This is a genomic window from Moraxella sp. (genome assembly GCF_030525845.1).
In the GTDB taxonomy this organism is placed as follows: Bacteria; Pseudomonadota; Gammaproteobacteria; order Pseudomonadales; family Moraxellaceae; genus Moraxella.
On the sequence record NZ_JAUNDY010000005.1, the window covers coordinates 72305 to 89027 of the forward strand.

General features: G+C 43.3%; 16 protein-coding genes. 7 read left to right on the plus strand and 9 right to left on the minus strand.

Annotated elements, in window-relative coordinates:
- Positions 1 to 37: 37 nt before the first annotated feature.
- Positions 38 to 1534, minus strand: a complete 1497-nt coding sequence (locus tag Q4B79_RS03400) for a DUF3360 family protein (RefSeq protein WP_368500044.1) — start codon at positions 1532 to 1534, stop codon at positions 38 to 40.
- Between the two features lie 319 nt (positions 1535 to 1853).
- Here Q4B79_RS03400 and Q4B79_RS03405 point away from each other — a divergent pair, with 319 nt between their 5' ends.
- From Q4B79_RS03405 to Q4B79_RS03415, 3 genes are all read left to right on the plus strand, one after another.
- Positions 1854 to 2063 (plus strand): DNA gyrase inhibitor YacG, encoded by a 210-nt coding sequence (locus Q4B79_RS03405; protein WP_303085025.1) that lies wholly within the window; start codon positions 1854 to 1856, stop codon positions 2061 to 2063.
- A gap of 115 nt (positions 2064 to 2178) precedes the next feature.
- Positions 2179 to 3342 carry an aspartate aminotransferase family protein gene (locus Q4B79_RS03410; RefSeq protein WP_303085026.1) on the plus strand — a complete coding sequence of 388 codons (1164 nt, stop codon included), beginning with the start codon at positions 2179 to 2181 and terminating at the stop codon, positions 3340 to 3342.
- A gap of 191 nt (positions 3343 to 3533) precedes the next feature.
- Positions 3534 to 4829, plus strand: a complete 1296-nt coding sequence (locus Q4B79_RS03415; protein WP_303085027.1) for a S1C family serine protease — start codon at positions 3534 to 3536, stop codon at positions 4827 to 4829.
- Between the two features lie 18 nt (positions 4830 to 4847).
- On the opposite strand, the gene Q4B79_RS03420 is transcribed toward Q4B79_RS03415, so the two are convergent.
- Positions 4848 to 5720: a LysR family transcriptional regulator gene (locus tag Q4B79_RS03420; RefSeq protein ID WP_303085028.1), complete on the minus strand. Its 873-nt coding sequence runs from the start codon at positions 5718 to 5720 to the stop codon at positions 4848 to 4850.
- A gap of 184 nt (positions 5721 to 5904) precedes the next feature.
- On the opposite strand from Q4B79_RS03420, the gene Q4B79_RS03425 reads away from it, so the two are divergent.
- Positions 5905 to 7065 carry an MFS transporter gene (locus Q4B79_RS03425; RefSeq protein ID WP_303085029.1) on the plus strand — a complete coding sequence of 387 codons (1161 nt, stop codon included), beginning with the start codon at positions 5905 to 5907 and terminating at the stop codon, positions 7063 to 7065.
- A gap of 8 nt (positions 7066 to 7073) precedes the next feature.
- Here Q4B79_RS03425 and Q4B79_RS03430 read toward each other — a convergent pair whose 3' ends face one another.
- On the minus strand, positions 7074 to 7538 hold the full coding sequence (locus tag Q4B79_RS03430) for a hypothetical protein (RefSeq protein WP_303085030.1): 465 nt from the start codon (positions 7536 to 7538) through the stop codon (positions 7074 to 7076).
- A gap of 360 nt (positions 7539 to 7898) precedes the next feature.
- Positions 7899 to 8543 (minus strand): endonuclease III, encoded by a 645-nt coding sequence (gene nth, locus Q4B79_RS03435; RefSeq protein WP_303085064.1) that lies wholly within the window; start codon positions 8541 to 8543, stop codon positions 7899 to 7901.
- 153 nt (positions 8544 to 8696) lie between these two features.
- Between nth and Q4B79_RS03440 the strand changes: the two genes are divergently transcribed.
- Entirely contained in the window at positions 8697 to 9299 is a 603-nt protein-coding gene (locus Q4B79_RS03440; RefSeq protein ID WP_303085031.1) for a 4'-phosphopantetheinyl transferase superfamily protein, read from the plus strand.
- A gap of 176 nt (positions 9300 to 9475) precedes the next feature.
- On the opposite strand, the gene Q4B79_RS03445 is transcribed toward Q4B79_RS03440, so the two are convergent.
- Positions 9476 to 11824, minus strand: a complete 2349-nt coding sequence (locus Q4B79_RS03445; RefSeq protein WP_303085032.1) for an ATP-binding protein — start codon at positions 11822 to 11824, stop codon at positions 9476 to 9478.
- Positions 11825 to 11916: 92 nt separating this feature from the next.
- Here Q4B79_RS03445 and rsmG point away from each other — a divergent pair, with 92 nt between their 5' ends.
- Positions 11917 to 12573: a 16S rRNA (guanine(527)-N(7))-methyltransferase RsmG gene (gene rsmG, locus Q4B79_RS03450; RefSeq protein ID WP_303085033.1), complete on the plus strand. Its 657-nt coding sequence runs from the start codon at positions 11917 to 11919 to the stop codon at positions 12571 to 12573.
- Positions 12574 to 12599: 26 nt separating this feature from the next.
- Entirely contained in the window at positions 12600 to 13355 is a 756-nt protein-coding gene (locus tag Q4B79_RS03455) for a ParA family protein (RefSeq protein ID WP_303085034.1), read from the plus strand.
- A gap of 39 nt (positions 13356 to 13394) precedes the next feature.
- Here Q4B79_RS03455 and Q4B79_RS03460 read toward each other — a convergent pair whose 3' ends face one another.
- From Q4B79_RS03460 to Q4B79_RS03475, 4 genes are all read right to left on the minus strand, one after another.
- Positions 13395 to 13856, minus strand: a complete 462-nt coding sequence (locus Q4B79_RS03460) for a threonine/serine exporter family protein (RefSeq protein WP_303085035.1) — start codon at positions 13854 to 13856, stop codon at positions 13395 to 13397.
- Entirely contained in the window at positions 13857 to 14675 is an 819-nt protein-coding gene (locus tag Q4B79_RS03465) for a threonine/serine exporter ThrE family protein (RefSeq protein WP_303085036.1), read from the minus strand.
- 125 nt (positions 14676 to 14800) lie between these two features.
- Entirely contained in the window at positions 14801 to 15733 is a 933-nt protein-coding gene (locus Q4B79_RS03470) for an electron transfer flavoprotein subunit alpha/FixB family protein (RefSeq protein WP_303085037.1), read from the minus strand.
- Positions 15734 to 15819: 86 nt separating this feature from the next.
- On the minus strand, positions 15820 to 16569 hold the full coding sequence (locus Q4B79_RS03475; protein WP_303085038.1) for an electron transfer flavoprotein subunit beta/FixA family protein: 750 nt from the start codon (positions 16567 to 16569) through the stop codon (positions 15820 to 15822).
- Positions 16570 to 16723 lie beyond the last annotated feature (154 nt).

Here is a 16723-nt window from a genome sequence, read left to right on the forward strand (position 1 = left end):
AAACCGCCCAATCATGGACGGTTTTTGTGTTTGGCACTTACTTTATTCTAAACTGCTCAAATATGGCAGGGATGCCAGGCAACATACCCACCGCCGCCATCGCAAAGCACAAGATAGCAAAGCCAGCCACAGGAATGACCACACGACCCATAAAGCCAAGCTCAACGCTACGTTTTTTGTCGCCGATCAGACCCAAGTTATCAAGCATCATGGTGAGCGACCAGCCAAACACAGGATTAACGAGGGCAGACGCAAACACCACAACAGCAGCTGATTGGGTGGTTTTACCTGCACGGGTCATCTCCATGCCAGCTTCTAGAAGTGGCACAAACACCGCCACAATCAACGCAATCGATAGCACAGGTTGCCATACCGCCAAGTCCATCGGATAGCCCCAAACGGCAGCCACGATACAGAATACAGCAGTCAAAATCGCACCTGCTGGAATCGGACGTTTGGCGATGGAAGCAGGCACCATGTACGTACCCCATGAGGAGGTAAAGTTCGCCCCACCAAGCACCGAACCAATCATTTGACGAATCGAACAAGTCAACGTCGTATCATCAATATTCATGTGCGAACGCTCAGAATGCTTCGGATAGCTGATTTGTTGGAAAACCTTATGACCGAGCATGTCTGGTGGCCACATGGCAACCGCAAGCACCGCAAAAGGAAACACCACAATAAAGGCCTTGGCATCAGGCAAACCAATCGTCCAGCCTGTACCCTCGCCCCACCAGTAAGTTGGACTAAGTGGTGGCAAACCAGGTTCGGTCTTGAACTCAAACGGAGCTCCCAATATGAACGCCAAAAACGCCGCCAATGCACAGCCCACAGGCACCGCAAGCCAGCGTTTTTGCCAATGTTCTAAGAGAGCATACATGACGATAGTTGCCAAAATAATGATAAAAGCAATGTGGGGCAGACCTATTTTTTCTGACCACGCTATCATGTTTTTGACTTGACCCATCGTCCCCACAAAACCCAGATAGAGTAACAACCCCCCTGCCACGCCATTACTGGTAAGCTTGGACATGAGGCTACCACCTCGAAGCAGAGCCATTGCCAAACCAAATATACCAATCATCAGACCAAACGCAAGCGGATGCCCCCCTGCCGCTACGACAATGGGAATGAGCGGAATGAGCGGACCATGTGTGCCAGGTAGGTTGGAAGTGGGCAATAAAAACCCTGAGAATATCAGCACTAAGATGGCAGCAATAATCATCTCATAACGAACGTTTTGCAGTACAAAATCTTCGCCCAGCCCAAGTGGAGCTGCAAACGCTGCTGCCATTGCACCCACCATCACAATCTTACCGATGGTGGCAGCCATCGCAGGAATGGTATCCTCAAACTCAAAACGGTAGTCCTTAAACGGTAGGTTCATTTTCCACCGCTTGGGCTTCATGATTTGAAGTTCATGTCTAAGATACTCATCACGAGTTTTGAAGCTACTAGAAGGCTTATGCAACTCCTGATAGCTCTTACTCTCTATTTCTCGGAGACGCTCTTCGCTGAGCTCCGCTGTCATATTACTATCACTCACAACAAACTCCTTAGATTGTGATGATAAAAACACATTTTGCAATCCCAAAACACCTCATTGTGCGATGATTGCAAACTGTGTTTTTCCTTGTTTTATTTATAAACCCTGCAATCAGAACCTTCAAATTGCGTTTGTGATTATAACGTTCTTTTTTATGCTTGTCATGTGTTATTTTTAATTTTCACAAAAAATTATTAGTTTATATCAAATTATCAGAAAAACAAATATATCATCACACACCAACACAACATGAAACAAGTCAGTTATGCTATAATAATACTCTCGTTTACATTGATGTGATGCCATGACTATCTTAACCTACCCCTGCCCTCAATGCCAAACATCCACCGTTTGGGCAGACAACCCCACCAAGCCCTTTTGTAGTGAACGTTGTCGCCTGATTGATTTGGGAGCATGGGCAAGCGAAAGCTATCGTGTGCCTGCCGACGACACGCCATTTAGCGATGAATTAACGCCAAACAACCAGACCAGAACAACCCCACATTCAACTTGATACAACCAATTGATTTGTAAATAAAAAGTCATTTTTCTGACAATCAAAATCAGCATTAGACAATCAACGATTGCCAATTTTAAGTTGAAATTGGGATAAAAAACAAGGAAAAACCATGAGTTATTTAATGCCAACTTACGCACGCCAGCCCATCAGCTTTGTCAAGGGCGAAGGCTCTTATCTATACACCGCCGATGGCACAGCCTATTTGGATGCACTCACAGGCATTGCCGTGTGTGGGCTTGGACATTGCCACCCTGCCATAAGCCATGCCATGAAAGAGCAAGCCGATACACTCATTCACACCAGTAATTTATATGGCATCGACTGGCAAGAAAAAGCAGGTGAGATACTGTGCCAAAAAGCGGGCATGGAAAAGGTGTTTTTTGCCAACTCTGGGGCAGAGGCGAACGAATGCGCCTTAAAACTCGCTCGCCTATACGCCCACCAACACGGCAAAACTCGCCCCAAAGTCATCGTCATGGAAAACAGCTTTCACGGTCGCACCTTACTTACCGTAACCGCCACCGCCAACCCAAAAGCAAGAGCAGGATTTTATACGCTTGATGAGGATTTTGTGCGTGTGCCGTTTAATGATGTGGGAGCGGTTTTGGCATTGAGTGAGGATAAGGACATCTGTGCGATTTTGGTTGAGCCCATTCAAGGCGAAGGTGGGTTACACACGCCTAATGAGGATTATTTAGAAAAATTACAAAATATTTGTCATAAAAATAACTGGCTTTTTATGCTTGACGAAGTCCAAACGGGCAACGGTCGTACTGGCAAATATTTTGCTTATCAATACAGCGATGTTCGCCCTGATGTGCTGACCACCGCCAAAGGGCTGGGTAATGGCTTTCCTGTGGGGGCGTGCATGGTGGCAGGCAAGGCTCGTGATTTGTTTGGGGCAGGCTCGCACGGCTCAACCTTTGGTGGCACGCCCTTTGGCTGTCGTGTGGTCTGTGCGGTCTATGATGAACTGACCCAAGAGGTGCTGGACAATGCCGTGCGCGAGAGTGAGTTTATCCGTGATAATGTCCGCTCATCATTTCCTGCCATCGACATTCGTGGACGTGGTATGATGATTGGGTTTGGGCTACCTGATGGCGTGGACTGCACCCACATTGTTGATATGGCACGAGATGAATTTTGCCTGATTTTAAATGTAACAGGTGGCAATGTCATTCGCCTACTACCTGCACTCAACATCAGCCATGAAGATACTGTGGTTTTGGTGGATAGACTTATCGCTTTATTAAATAAAATCATGCCATCATGACACATGCTTATATGGAGGTCGGTGTTTTTGGGGAAAGATTGACATTGCAAACAAATTGCAACACTTGCCACATTGCAGAAAATTTTATCAAAAAAAGTATTCAAAATTCATCTAATTTTGAAAAATTTACCCAAAAATATTTTGATAAAATACCCTCAAACGCAATATTGCAATTAATGCTAGGAAAATACATGAAAAATTATCAAACAACCAAACATCAAGCGGGTATCAGCATTTGGGCAATGTTACCGTGGTTGATTGCCCTTGCCTTAGCCACCGCACTAACCTTACTCATTGTAGGGCATGATGCCACTCCCATGTCCGTTACCGACACCACCGAGCTTGAATACAGCCCAAAACCCCAACAGGCATGGCAACCTACCATCAGCCCCCCTAATGATGGCTCAAGCGTTGCTCCACCGGTACATTCCTATCATGATGCTGTCAGTAAAGCCAGTGTTTCTGTGGTAAATATCTACACCACCCAAAAAGTACAAAATCCCTATGCAGGCGACCCTATTTTTGAGCAATTATTTGAATACTACGGACAGCAGGACAGCAGTGCTGGGGTTAGCAATCTAGGGTCTGGGGTCATCGTCTCCGAAGATGGCTACATCATCACTAATGCTCACGTCATCAAAAAAGCCGATGAAATTACCGTTGCTCTAAATGACGGACGCAAGGCACGTGCTACCATAGTTGGTTCGGATACAGACAGTGATTTGGCGGTTATTAAGATTGAATTAGACGGCTTAACACCCCTGATATTTCGCCACGAACCCATTCGAGTTGGCGATGTCGCCTTAGCCATCGGCAATCCCTTTGGTGTAGGGCAAACTGTAACGCAGGGTATCATCTCTGCTACCGGAAGAGCTGGGCTGGGTATTAGCACTTTTGAGGATTTTATCCAAACCGATGCTGCCATCAACCCTGGTAATTCAGGAGGTGCATTAGTAGATGCTAATGGTGCATTGATAGGCATTAACACCGTGATTTATTCTCGCTCTGGCGGTTCAATGGGGATTGGTTTTGCCATTCCTACAAGTATTGTAGAGCAAGTGATGAATGGACTTATTAGTACAGGCAAGGTCAGTCGTGGTTGGCTAGGTATTGAAATTGCTCCCATTAGCGAAAACCCCACCAACCTCCAAGAACACGAAGGGATTATCATTGCCAACGTCATTAAAGGCAGTCCAGCAGATAACGCAGGCTTGCAAGCAGGCGACGTGGTCTTATCCCTAAACGGCAAAACCACCAATGACGCCAACACCCTCATCGGCATCGTCTCCACCACAGCCCCAAACAGCGAACTTGTCGCTATCATCAAAAGAGATGGTCAGGAACAAAGCCTATCCATTACTGTGGGAGAACGCCCAAGCCAAGAAGTTGCCAAGAAAAATGACTCCCCAAATCGTGAGCTAAATCCAAGAGAACTTGAACAGCTCCACGAACTGTTTAATCAACTAAATCGCTTGCATGGTCGATAGCATAACATCATGCAAGCCCTACAACGTAACACCCAACATTTCCAATAACGCACCAGTACTTGATGAGCGTGTCAAGCTAGGGTTAATCACTAACCCTAGATGGCGTTGGAGTTCGATATGTTCGCTTAGGTCAATTTTTACAAGGTCTTGATTAATCAATGTCTCTGGTAGTACCGACCAACCTAGCCCCACCGAAACCAACATACGAATGGATTCTAAGGGGTTGGTACTCATGGTGGCAAAGGGGCGAATGTTATGTTTGCTAAATTCTGATAGTGTAATTTGACTGGTAAAAGTATTTGCCGCTGGCAATATCGAGGGGTAACGTGCCAGTTGCGACAGGCTTACCTTGGACTGATGAGCCAAAGGACTTAGTACGCCCGCCACAAAATACAGGGGGTCAGACCACAGGGTATGATAAGCAAGCCTCCTATCAAAAGTCGGTGGCAACGTCAAAAACGCCAATGCCACCTCGCCATCTAACACCGCCTTATGTGCTGTCTCACTATCCATAAACTGCACTTCAAGCTGTACCGCAGGATATGTCTGGATAAATTGCTTTAATACAGGGGGCAGATGATGAAGTCCAATATGATGGCTTGTGCCAATAATCAGTCTGCCCGTTACCACTTCCTTAGAGTGCAATAAATTTGCCTTACAGGTCTCATAGTCTTCAAGCCATTGTTTGGCATAGGGCAAAAGCTCATGGGCGCCTGCCGTCGGAATAATGCCACGCCCAATCGTATCAAACAACGCCATACCAAATTCGTCCTCCAAGCTTTTGATGCGTTTGGAGACAGCAGGTTGCGTAATGAACAATTTTTCGGCTGCACCTGAGATACTGCCTGTTTGCATAACGGTAATAAAGGTGGCTAAATGTGTCGTATTCATGGTTGCTCTTACCCATTAAAACGGTTGGTTATGATAATTATCTTTTGGTACAATCATGGATACATCATATCAAATTTTTTTATGTTCGTGGTAATTTTGTTCACTTTTGGTTATATTTTTCAGATATTCTCACTTACAAATGTGATACAATACCCCCAAGTTTTATCCCGCCACAGGCGTTATTATGACTACCCAAAAATCAGCCCTTAGCCAAAAGCTTACTGTTGCCATGATTGGTTTTTTTGCCTTTTTGCAGGTCTACTCCGTGCAGGCAATTTTACCGATACTTATCAAAGATTTGGGTTCAAGCGAGATAAAGGCTGGACTATCAGTGGGAGCGACTGTGATGGCGATTGCCATGATGTCGCCTTTTATGGGCATGCTCTCTGATGCGTTTGGGCGACGGCGATTTATTGTGGGGTCACTGATTTTACTAGCCATTCCCACTGCCATGGTTGGTTTTTCTCAGTCAATGGACAGCTTGATTTTTTGGCGATTTTTACAGGGACTTAGCATACCGGGCATTACAGTAGTACTCATTGCCTACATCGGCGAAGAATACAGCGACCAACTTGCCAGCATGATGAGCCTGTACGTGGCAGGGACAGTACTGGGCGGTTTTAGTGGGCGGTTTTTTGCAGGTCATTTGCATGAGTGGATTGGCTGGCGATGGGGCTATGGCGTGATGGCGATTTTGACCATCATTGGAGCGATATGGGTATTCAATGCCCTACCCAAGTCCCAAAATTTCAAAAAAAGCCAAAACTTCAAAGACTCTCTGCGTCTACTCATCTCTCACACCAAAAGCCGCCATGTTATCAGTGCCGTCATGCTCGGTGGCTGTGTGCTGTTTAGTTTGGTGGGCTGCTTTACTTTTATTAACTTACATTTAGCAGATGAACCCTATCATTTATCGTCAGCTCATTTGGCTAATATTTTTGCCCTATATCTCATCGGCATGGTTATCACTCCCCTATCCGCCAAAATCATCGCTCGCTTTGGCATGACCAACACCATCATCTTTGCCACACTCTGCTCCGCCTCTGGGCTGTTTCTGACTTTATCCGCCCCCTTGTGGCTCATTATTGTTGGGCTAACCATCATGTCATCAGGCGTATTCATCACTCAATCTGCCACCATCAGCTACATCGCAAGCCATGTCAGCGAGGGACGCTCGCTCGCCTCTGGGCTGTATTATATGGGCTATTATGGTGGGGGCAGTATCGGTGCATGGCTGTGTGCCATCGCTTATACTCACGGCACATGGGCATACACGGTCGCCATGATTTTTGGGGTGCAACTCCTTGCACTCATGATTGTCATTGGTCTGATGAAAAAAGCTTAACGTATTTATCACTTTGATTTTTTGGCAATTTTCGCACGAGTTTCTTGCCAAGATTGTTCCATTTTTTGTTTGTAGGTTTGCCAATCATCATCTTCGGCATTTGGGTTGTTTGTATTATCAGAGACGTTTGTTGTTGATAAAGATGTTTTTGTCATTTCTATGGTTTTTTGTGTGCTTGCTATTTTTTCTTTTAATGGATTGGTATTATTAATGATAAGGTCGTAATTGCTGGGATTATTATTAATAATGCCAGAATAATTATTGGCAATATCCGATGGATTTTCTGACATGACTGATGTGGCTTTGGTAGATAATGTTGACAAGATAGAATATTGTCCATAACGATAAAAACGCCATGCACCAACCCAAAAACACGCCACAATACCAATGACAAATCCCAAAATATCATAATCGCCAACCTCCTTTGGCGATATTGCCAATAAAGATAAGACAATCACATTAAGAAAAGCCAAAAAAGCAAGAGCCAGAAAAACTTTCGGTCTTGTTAATGGCTTTTTGTAAAATAAAAAATCAGGTTTAATAAGCCAATAAATCGCCAAAAAAGGCAATATTAAATTAATACCAAACCAAAACCCAAGCATTTTTTATCTCCAAAATTTGGCGATAATTAGGGCGTGTTGAACTTTTGTATTTGCAATTAAAAATGAGATAAATCGCACGATTTTCAAGGAAAAGTCCGCAGTTGATATTGAAATATCAACAAGGATTTTGACGCAGAAAATCAAGACTTAGCCATTTTTAATGCAAAAATGATTAAAATATTTCTATACCATTTCTAATTTGTAAAGAATGTTATAAATGTTCAACACGCCCTAAATTTCCGCCCATTTTTCCTTATCTTTAAACATACATTCATTAAACACCACGCACGAGCCACATTTGGGTGAGCGAGCCATACAAGTATATCGTCCGTGTAAAATCAGATAATGATGAGCGTCCACGAGAAACTGACCGGGAATGCGTTTCATGAGTGCATGCTCCACCGCCAGCACCGTTTTGCCTGTGGCAAGCCCTGTGCGATTGCCAACTCGAAAAATATGCGTATCCACCGCCATGACAGGTTCGCCAAAGGCGGTATTTAGCACCACGTTGGCGGTTTTGCGACCCACGCCCGCTAGGGCTTCTAATTCGGCTCGGGTGCGTGGCACTTGTCCATTGTGTTTTTTGATTAAATCTTCACAAGTTTTTATCACATTGACCGCTTTGGAATTATAAAGCCCGATAGAATTGATGTAGGATTTAAGTCCGTCTACACCCAGTTTTAATATCGCTTCTGGTGTATTGGCGACTGGAAAAAGTTTACTGGTGGCGATATTCACGCTTTTATCAGTGGCTTGGGCGGAGAGCATTACCGCAATGAGTAACTCAAATTCATTAGAATAATTAAGCTCAGTAACAGGCTCTTTGATATGCTCGCTTAATTTTTGAAAAAATGCCAAACGTTTGGCTTCATTCATGGGGCGAGATGGTGGCGTATTGGCGGTTTTGGCAGTTTCTAATTTTGAGGTTTTTGGTTTTTTGGGGGTTTTGGTGTTCATGGTAAGGCTGGACAAATCATAAAAACGGCATTATTATAACACAGTTTATTTTTAAATTTATTAATGATTAAAATGATTTATTTACATCACACCCCATTAATATTTATTTTACCTAATTATCAAGGGCGTTTAAACAGTAACGACCGTGAATGTATTCGTGCTTATCGTCATCGTCTGTTAAGCCAATTTTGCCAAACTCATCATTTACCCACTCCCATTTACGACAAAGATAAATATGGCAAGCCCTTTTGCCAAAATGTTGCCAACCTCTCTTTTAATCATTCACATTGTGCCAGCGATTATGCGTTGATATATGGTTTTGACATAAAAAATATCGGTGTGGACATTGAAAATATTCATCGTAAACTTAATTTTTATGATTTGGCGAAACGCTATTTTCACGCTGATGAATATGTACTTTGGCAACATGAGGATTGTGATGAGTGTTTGTGGTTTAAATTGTGGACGATAAAAGAGGCGGTATTAAAGGCAAGTGGTATTGGCATTCGCTTGCCTTTAAATGAGATTAAGGCGGTATTTATGGATGATGATACAGGCTATGTTTATCATCAAGATATGGGAAAGTTTTATTTTAAAAATAAAATGATAAATGATTGCGTAATAACGGTAGCATATCCGTTTGAATACAGGAAAATCATTGTTTCATTTTCCTAAAAAAATAACGTTTGATTGCTCTCATTCATAAATAACAACTGATTTTCATCAACTTGATAACTGATAATGGCTTGATGTGATTGATGATTGTATTATTATCAGAATAATTGTTGTTAGACTGGGTATTATTATGGCAACCCAATAATAAAAAACCGATAAAACTAATCCATAACAACTTACTCATCATTTTTTTCCCACTCATTCAACCGCTTAATCACTTTATAAAACAGCGAGCCTTTTTTAAATTCGCCTTTTTTATTTTTATCATTAACGCTAATACCTGTCAATAATGCTAAGGCTTCATAAATCGTTTCAACGGCATAAATATGAAATTGCCCATTTTTAACCGCATCAATAATTTCATCTTTTAGCATTAAATTATGCAAATTCGCCTTTGGCATAATCACGCCTTGATTGCCTGTTAAACCTTGTTCTTTACAAATATCAAAAAAACCCGCAATTTTGGCATTTAAGCCCCCAATCGCCTGTGCTTCGCCCAGTTGGTTCATTGAGCCTGTGATGGCAAGTGATTGATTTATCGGTACATTTGCCAAAGCAGACAGCAAGGCACAGCATTCTGCCATTGTCGCAGAATCGCCGTCAATTTGTCCATAACTTTGCTCAAAAGCAAGGCTTGCCGAAAAATTCATTTGTCCAAATTGGCTAAATTCGGCACGTAAAAAGCTCGTCATAATCAGCATTCCTTTGGCGTGCAGACTTCCGCCAAGCTCCACATCTCGTTCAATGTCAAGGATTTCGCCATTGCCAAACTTGGGGGCGATGGTGGCGGTCAAGCGAGCAGGTAAACCAAACTCGCTATCGGCATAACTAATCACAGTTAGGGCGTTGATTTGTCCTACTTTTTGCCCTGTGGTGCTAATGAGTTGTTGTCCGTTTTTTAATTCTTGCCAATAGAGTTCTTTTAAATATCCCGTGCGTTCTTGCATATCTTTTAGGGTGGTTTCTATATGGATTTTTCTGACCGATTTTTTATTATCCAAGATTGCATTTCTATGGCTTTCAAATATTAATTGACTTAATCTGTCGCTATGCAAATCTAGTTTATTTTGTTCATCGCAAAACATTGCCAAAATATCCATGATTTTAGCACAAGCCGTATTATCAAATACCAATAAGTCATTCTTTTTGACAATGTTATTGATTTTGGCAACAATTTGTAATTCATTGTCTAAATTTCTAGGGGCAACATCATTAAAATCGGCACGGATTTTAAATACCGAATTGAACTCTGGCTCAAATTCCAACAGTTCATAATATAAATCAGGTTCACCCAATAAAATAACTTTGACCGATAATGGTATACTCATTGGCTCTAAGGATAATGAGCCTGTTAAAGTAAGCATTTGCTCCAAACTGGATAATTTAATTTGTTTGGATTGCAAGGCTCTTTTTAAACCTTGCCACGCATAAGGGTGCTCTAATAAACTTAGGGCTTCTAGTATTAAATATCCGCCATTGGCACGCATTAACGCCCCGCTTCTAATCATTGAAACATCGCTATAAGCCGTGCCAAGTTCGGTGGTGTATTCAATATGCCCCAAAAGATTTAAATGTGTGGGTAATTCTTCAAAGACAATCGGTGCCCCACTATTTTTTTGATGACTGACAACCACATTCACGCCATATCGTGCAGGAATGTGTGGGGTATTAAAATCGCCTTCGCCGTCCACAATGTCTAGTGTATTGGCAACCATGTCCGAAAGTAAATTTTTTAAATGGGTAATGAGTTTACCCACTTCATTTTTATCGTGATTTAGACTTTGATATTTTTTAATTAAGAGTTCAAATAAAGGTGTTAATAATTTAATGGCTAAATTTTCGTGTAATTCATCAATTTTGGCATTGGTATTATTTTCCAACTCGTCAAGGGCAAAGTTTAAATTGATGAGTTTTTTATGCAGTTTTTCGTGAATGCTGTCATCAATGGGTTTATTCACATCGATCGGAGAAAATGATGGAATTTTTTGTTCGTCAATCATCACCGATGACAAAAAAACATTAAAAGGTTTGGCTAATTCATTAAATTCACTGATTAATTTTTTTTCATTAACTTGTAAGTGACTTTTTAAATTGGCGAGTTGATTTTGATAATTGAGACTGGTGAATTTGGTGGTTAATTTTTTTTGACACGTTTTCCAAAGTTTATCCATTTCTTGACGAAAGCCAAGCCCAATGCCTGTTGGCAAGCTGATGGCGATTGGCAAGCGTGGATCGTCAAAATTATGAACAAAAACAATGTCTTGGGGCGTAGGTTCAGTTTTGGCTCGCTCGGCAAGTAGGCGAGTGATGAGTGTGCGTTTGCCAAGTCCATTTTCGCCCACCGCAAAAATATGATAGCCATTCGCTTTGATATCAAGGGCGGTTTGGATTGCCTTGACCGCACGGTCTTGTCCAAAATTGGGGTTAAAAGTGGGGGCGTGGGCGGTGGTTTTTGGTAGGGTGGCAGGGTCGGTGTGGCAAGTTAAGGCGGTGTAAGGCAGGCGATGGGTAAGAATGTCGGTCATCGTAATATGTGCAAAAGTTTGTAATCAGGGGGATATTTTAACAGATAATAATATGATAAAATAGCAAGTTTACAAAATATCATGACATGACCATGACTTATCATAAAATTTCCGTCCATGCCGAACGTTTTGGCGATGAGTTGTACCACTTTGCTGATGATTTGCGGTTGACATTTAGTGAAGTTCAGATTAAGCAGTTATTGGGTTATCTGGATAATCTCCTGCTTTGGACGAAAGCATATAACCTCACCGCCATCACCGAACCCAAAGACGCTTTTATTAAGCATATTTTGGATTGTTTGGCGATTGTGGCGGATTTGCCTTTTACCGAGCGGTCGGACGTGAATGTGTTGGACATTGGTACTGGGGCAGGTTTGCCGTCCGTCATCATTGCCATCATGCGACCTGATTGGCAGGTTACCGCTCTTGACAGCAATGGCAAAAAAATCCGCTTTATCAAACAGATGGCGGGCGAACTTGGGCTAAAAAACATCATACCTGTGGCAAGTCGCATTGAGTACTTTGATGGGCAGTTTGACGTGATTACCTCTCGTGCCTTTGCCAGTTTGGATGATTTTGTAACTCTTGCCAAGCCATATCTAAAAACCGATGGCGTGCTTTATGCGATGAAAGGCAAAGCCCCCAGCGATGAGGATGTAGCAAATTTGACCGATTGGCATATTGAAGTTAAACCCATTCACGTTCCAAAGTTGAGCGATGAGCGGTGTGTGGTTTATTTAAAAAGATGATGAGAGATTGATTTTAAGGGGAATTTATGGAAATTATCGCAATCGCCAACCAAAAAGGTGGGGTCGCCAAAACCACCACTGCCGTCAATTTGGCGTGTGCGTTGGCACTCATTGCTAAAAAGAAAGTGCTACTCATTGACCTAGATTCACAGGGTAACGCTACGACCAGTTTGGGGCTTGACAAAAACGAGCTGTCTTATACGGTGGCGGACGTGCTACTTGATGATGTGCCTTTGGCGGACACCATTTTGTATGGTGATGGCATTGATGTGATAGGGGCAAACCGTGATTTGGCGGGGACTGACGTGTCGCTCGCTGACGTGGCGGACGCACCACTTTTGCTAAAAAACGCCATCAAAAACAGCGAGCTTGACTATGATTATGTCATCATGGACTGTGCTCCAAGCCTAAGCCTGTTGACGGTGAACGCACTGGTTGCGACCGATGGCGTGATTATCCCCATGCAATGCGAGTATTTTGCCCTTGAAGGAGTGGCGGATTTGATGGGGACGATTGACAAACTGACCAAGCTAAACCCCACACTACACGTGCGTGGCGTGGTGCGGACGATGTATGATGGGCGTAGTACACTTGTGCAAGATGTGTCGGCAGAGCTTGAAAATTATTTTGGGGAAAAATTGTACAAAACTTATATCCCAAGAAGTATTCGCCTTGCCGAAGCCCCAAGTTTTGGCAAATCGATTTTTGAATATGAAAAATCCTCCAAAGGGGCGATTGCTTATCATCAGCTCATGAATGAATTTTTAACCCAAAAGTGCTAAGGTATATCCAGCCTGTATCTTAACACCAAAAACCCCAAATTAGACAATGGGTTTACGGCGATAAAACAAAATCCCCGGTGTGGACAAACCAAGCACCAATGCCGAAATGACGAATATCGCCTCAAAAAAGTAAGTCATCATTTGCACAAACAAATTCATGCTAAATCCAAAATAGCCAATCTGCACCATGCTGACCATCGCCTTATACGCCACGATACCAGGCATGAGAAAAATCACACTGGGCACGATGAGTGCTTTGGGTGGTAGTCCATGTTTTTGAGAAAAATACACCCCCAAAAAACTTGAAAGCATGCTTGCAAAAAATGTCGCCACCGCCAAATGCGACCCAAAATACAAAAATGCCGATTTCACACAAAAGCCCAATGCTGTCATGCTAAGACAGAGAGCAATATAACGTCTTGGCAAGGTAAACATCAAGCACCACCCAAATGTAATCATGCAAGATAAGCCCACCTGCCCCAAAAACTCCAATATCATCACTCACAGCCCCCAATGCGGTATTCTAAGTAAAATCAGTGCAATCACAATCCCTACGCATGCCGATAACGTCAGCATGGTTGCAAACATCCATCGCCCCACCCCCATGTTGATATAACCCTTTAAAATATCAGATAAAGCATTAATGATTGGAAAACTAGGCACAAGCAACAGTACGCTGGCTGCCACCGCCACATCGGCATTTGCTCCCAAATTTAAAAAATACGCCACCGCTCCGAGCATGGTGGCTACAAAGGCTGCAACAATCACCACCACAAAGACATTAAAATACTGTGCTGACAAATAAAGTCGTATTCTCATTGCGCAAAATCCTGCCACAAATGTTACCAAAGCAATGGCAAGATGACCGCCATTTAGCAGAGCAAAACACGCACATGACATTCCCACAAAAAATGCCATCAGACCGTTTGGGTAGGTGGCACGATTGATGTTGTCAAGCTGATGTTCAATGCGTGCAATGGTTTGCTCATCACGTTTTTCACGTTCAGTATTTAGGACAATCTGCTGAATTTGCACCAAGATACTGACATTAATGCCCTGATGGACGGTATTTCTAACGGTAGTAATGCAATGCCCATTATACAGCGTGGTTAGCGTGATGGCATTAAACGATAATCCACACTCAACACCACTAACACCCAATGCCAGCCCAAGTCGCTTGGTCAAATCGACCACCACCACCGATTCTGCTCCATATTGCATAAGCAATAGGGCACACCGAACACATAGACGTGTAATGCGTTGCTGTTCAGAGTGTGACAAATAAGGCAGTTTTTTGGTGGATAAATGATGGGAAGTCATGACAAAACAGATAAATAAATACAGCGTATTTTAATCCAAAAATTAACAAAAATACAGACAAACCATCATCAATAAAAACACCCCAAAGGCAAACTAAACTTTGGGGCGTTGAATTTGGGATAAGATTACAGCTTAGAGGTCAGCTCAGGAACAGCCACTTGATAATCGGCTTCTAGGAAATAATCTGCCACACTTGCAATCGGAGCTTCTGGGTCGGTGTTAATCGCCACGATGGTTTTGGAGTCTTTCATGCCCGCAAGGTGCTGAATCGCCCCAGAGATACCCACCGCAATGTAGAGATTGGGTGCAACGATTTTACCCGTTTGACCCACTTGCAAATCGTTTGGCACAAAGCCAGCATCCACCGCTGCACGGCTAGCACCAACCGCACCACCAAGCTTATCCGCCAAAGGCTCGATGTATTTGGCGAAGTTTTCACCGCTTGCGAGCGCTCGACCGCCAGAGACAATGATGCTGGCAGAGGTCAGCTCAGGACGAGCGGACACGGCAAGCTCTTCTTTGACAAAGGAGGATTTACCTGTATCGCCACCTACGCTCACGCTCTCAATAGCTGCACTACCGCCTGTGGCATTGGCTGGGTCAAACGCCGTGCCACGCACGGTAGCAATGACTTTACCCTCGTCATTTTGGACGGTAGCAATGGCGTTGCCTGCATAAATAGGACGTTCAAAGGTCTTGGCATTGATGACTGCCGTGATGTCTGAAACCATGTTTACATCTAAAAGTGCCGCCACACGTGGTAGGAAGTTTTTGCCTGTGGTGGTCGCAGGAGCTAAAATATGGCTGTATGGCGTTGCAAGCTCTGCCACCAAAGGAGCAACGTTCTCAGCAAGCTGATTTTCAAAGGCACTATTATCTGCCAAAAGCACCTTGCTGACACCTGCCACCTGTGCCACGCTGTCAGCTACTGCTTGTGCGTTACTACCTGCAACCAAAACATGAACATCTCCACCAATTTTAGTGGCTGCGGTAATGGTAGCCAAAGTCGCTGATTTGAGTTCTTTATTGTCGTGTTCTGCATAAACTAATACGGTCATGGTCGTATCCTTGTGATTTAAATTCGCCAAAATGATTGTCATGGATTGGCGATGTAAATTGTCAAAATATGATGAATGATAAGCGATTAAATCACTTTGGCTTCGTTTTTAAGTTTATCAATCAACTCATCAACACTCGCCACTTTCACGCCTGCACTACGTTCAGCAGGAGCTTTGACACTCAACGTGGCAAGTTTTGAGGTCATGTCTACACCAAAATCGGCAGGGGTTTTAACATCGAGTTGTTTTTTCTTGGCTGCCATGATGTTGGGTAGTTTAGGGAAACGTGGCTCGTTTAGACGCAAATCGGTGGTAATGACCGCAGGTAGAGGCAAGCTGACTGTTTGAAGTCCACCATCAATCTCACGAGTTACTTTGGCGGTGCCATTTTCGATAATCACTTCACTGGCAAATGTCGCTTGACCCACGTCCATTAACGCTGCTAACATTTGTCCTGTTTGGTTATTATCATCATCAATAGCTTGCTTACCAAGAAGCACCAGCTGTGCTCCCTCTGCCTGTGCCACACCTTTTAGGATTTTGGCAACTTGTAGAGGATAAGCCTTAGCGTCTGTCTCCACCAAAATACCACGGTCAGCACCAAGTGCCAGAGCCGAACGAATCTGTTCTTGTGATTGGCTAGTACCAATAGATACGGCAATGACTTCGCTTGCCACACCTTTTTCTTTTAGGCGTACCGCTTCCTCGATGGCGATCTCACAAAATGGGTTGACGCTCATCTTAGCATTGGCAAGCTCCACGCCTGATTCATCTGCTTTGACACGCACTTTGACATTGTGGTCAACGACACGCTTTACGGCAACTAATACTTTCATGCTGACTCCGTTTTGGGTTGTTTAAATTATTAAGAATATATCACATTTATGACATTTGTGCCATGCCTGATTTTCTAAAATTTAAAAATTTTGGTCAATGACTTAAAATGAATGGGCGGTCATTTTTAGTTGTAGAACATATCGTCATTTTGGC

Bases quoted from the DNA above. Each gene is read 5' to 3' on its own strand.
- Q4B79_RS03470 (WP_303085037.1), bottom strand. From the start codon at position 15,733: ATGACCGTATTAGTTTATGCAGAACACGACAATAAAGAACTCAAATCA.
- Q4B79_RS03420 (WP_303085028.1), bottom strand. From the start codon at position 5,720: ATGAATACGACACATTTAGCCACCTTTATTACCGTTATGCAAACAGGC.
- Q4B79_RS03455 (WP_303085034.1), top strand. From the start codon at position 12,600: ATGGAAATTATCGCAATCGCCAACCAAAAAGGTGGGGTCGCCAAAACC.
- Q4B79_RS03475 (WP_303085038.1), bottom strand. From the start codon at position 16,569: ATGAAAGTATTAGTTGCCGTAAAGCGTGTCGTTGACCACAATGTCAAA.
- Q4B79_RS03415 (WP_303085027.1), top strand. From the start codon at position 3,534: ATGAAAAATTATCAAACAACCAAACATCAAGCGGGTATCAGCATTTGG.
- Q4B79_RS03465 (WP_303085036.1), bottom strand. From the start codon at position 14,675: ATGACTTCCCATCATTTATCCACCAAAAAACTGCCTTATTTGTCACAC.
- Q4B79_RS03405 (WP_303085025.1), top strand. From the start codon at position 1,854: ATGACTATCTTAACCTACCCCTGCCCTCAATGCCAAACATCCACCGTT.
- Q4B79_RS03410 (WP_303085026.1), top strand. From the start codon at position 2,179: ATGAGTTATTTAATGCCAACTTACGCACGCCAGCCCATCAGCTTTGTC.
- Q4B79_RS03440 (WP_303085031.1), top strand. From the start codon at position 8,697: ATGATTTATTTACATCACACCCCATTAATATTTATTTTACCTAATTAT.
- rsmG (WP_303085033.1), top strand. From the start codon at position 11,917: ATGACTTATCATAAAATTTCCGTCCATGCCGAACGTTTTGGCGATGAG.
- Q4B79_RS03400 (WP_368500044.1), bottom strand. From the start codon at position 1,534: ATGACAGCGGAGCTCAGCGAAGAGCGTCTCCGAGAAATAGAGAGTAAG.
- Q4B79_RS03425 (WP_303085029.1), top strand. From the start codon at position 5,905: ATGACTACCCAAAAATCAGCCCTTAGCCAAAAGCTTACTGTTGCCATG.
- nth (WP_303085064.1), bottom strand. From the start codon at position 8,543: ATGAATGAAGCCAAACGTTTGGCATTTTTTCAAAAATTAAGCGAGCAT.
- Q4B79_RS03445 (WP_303085032.1), bottom strand. From the start codon at position 11,824: ATGACCGACATTCTTACCCATCGCCTGCCTTACACCGCCTTAACTTGC.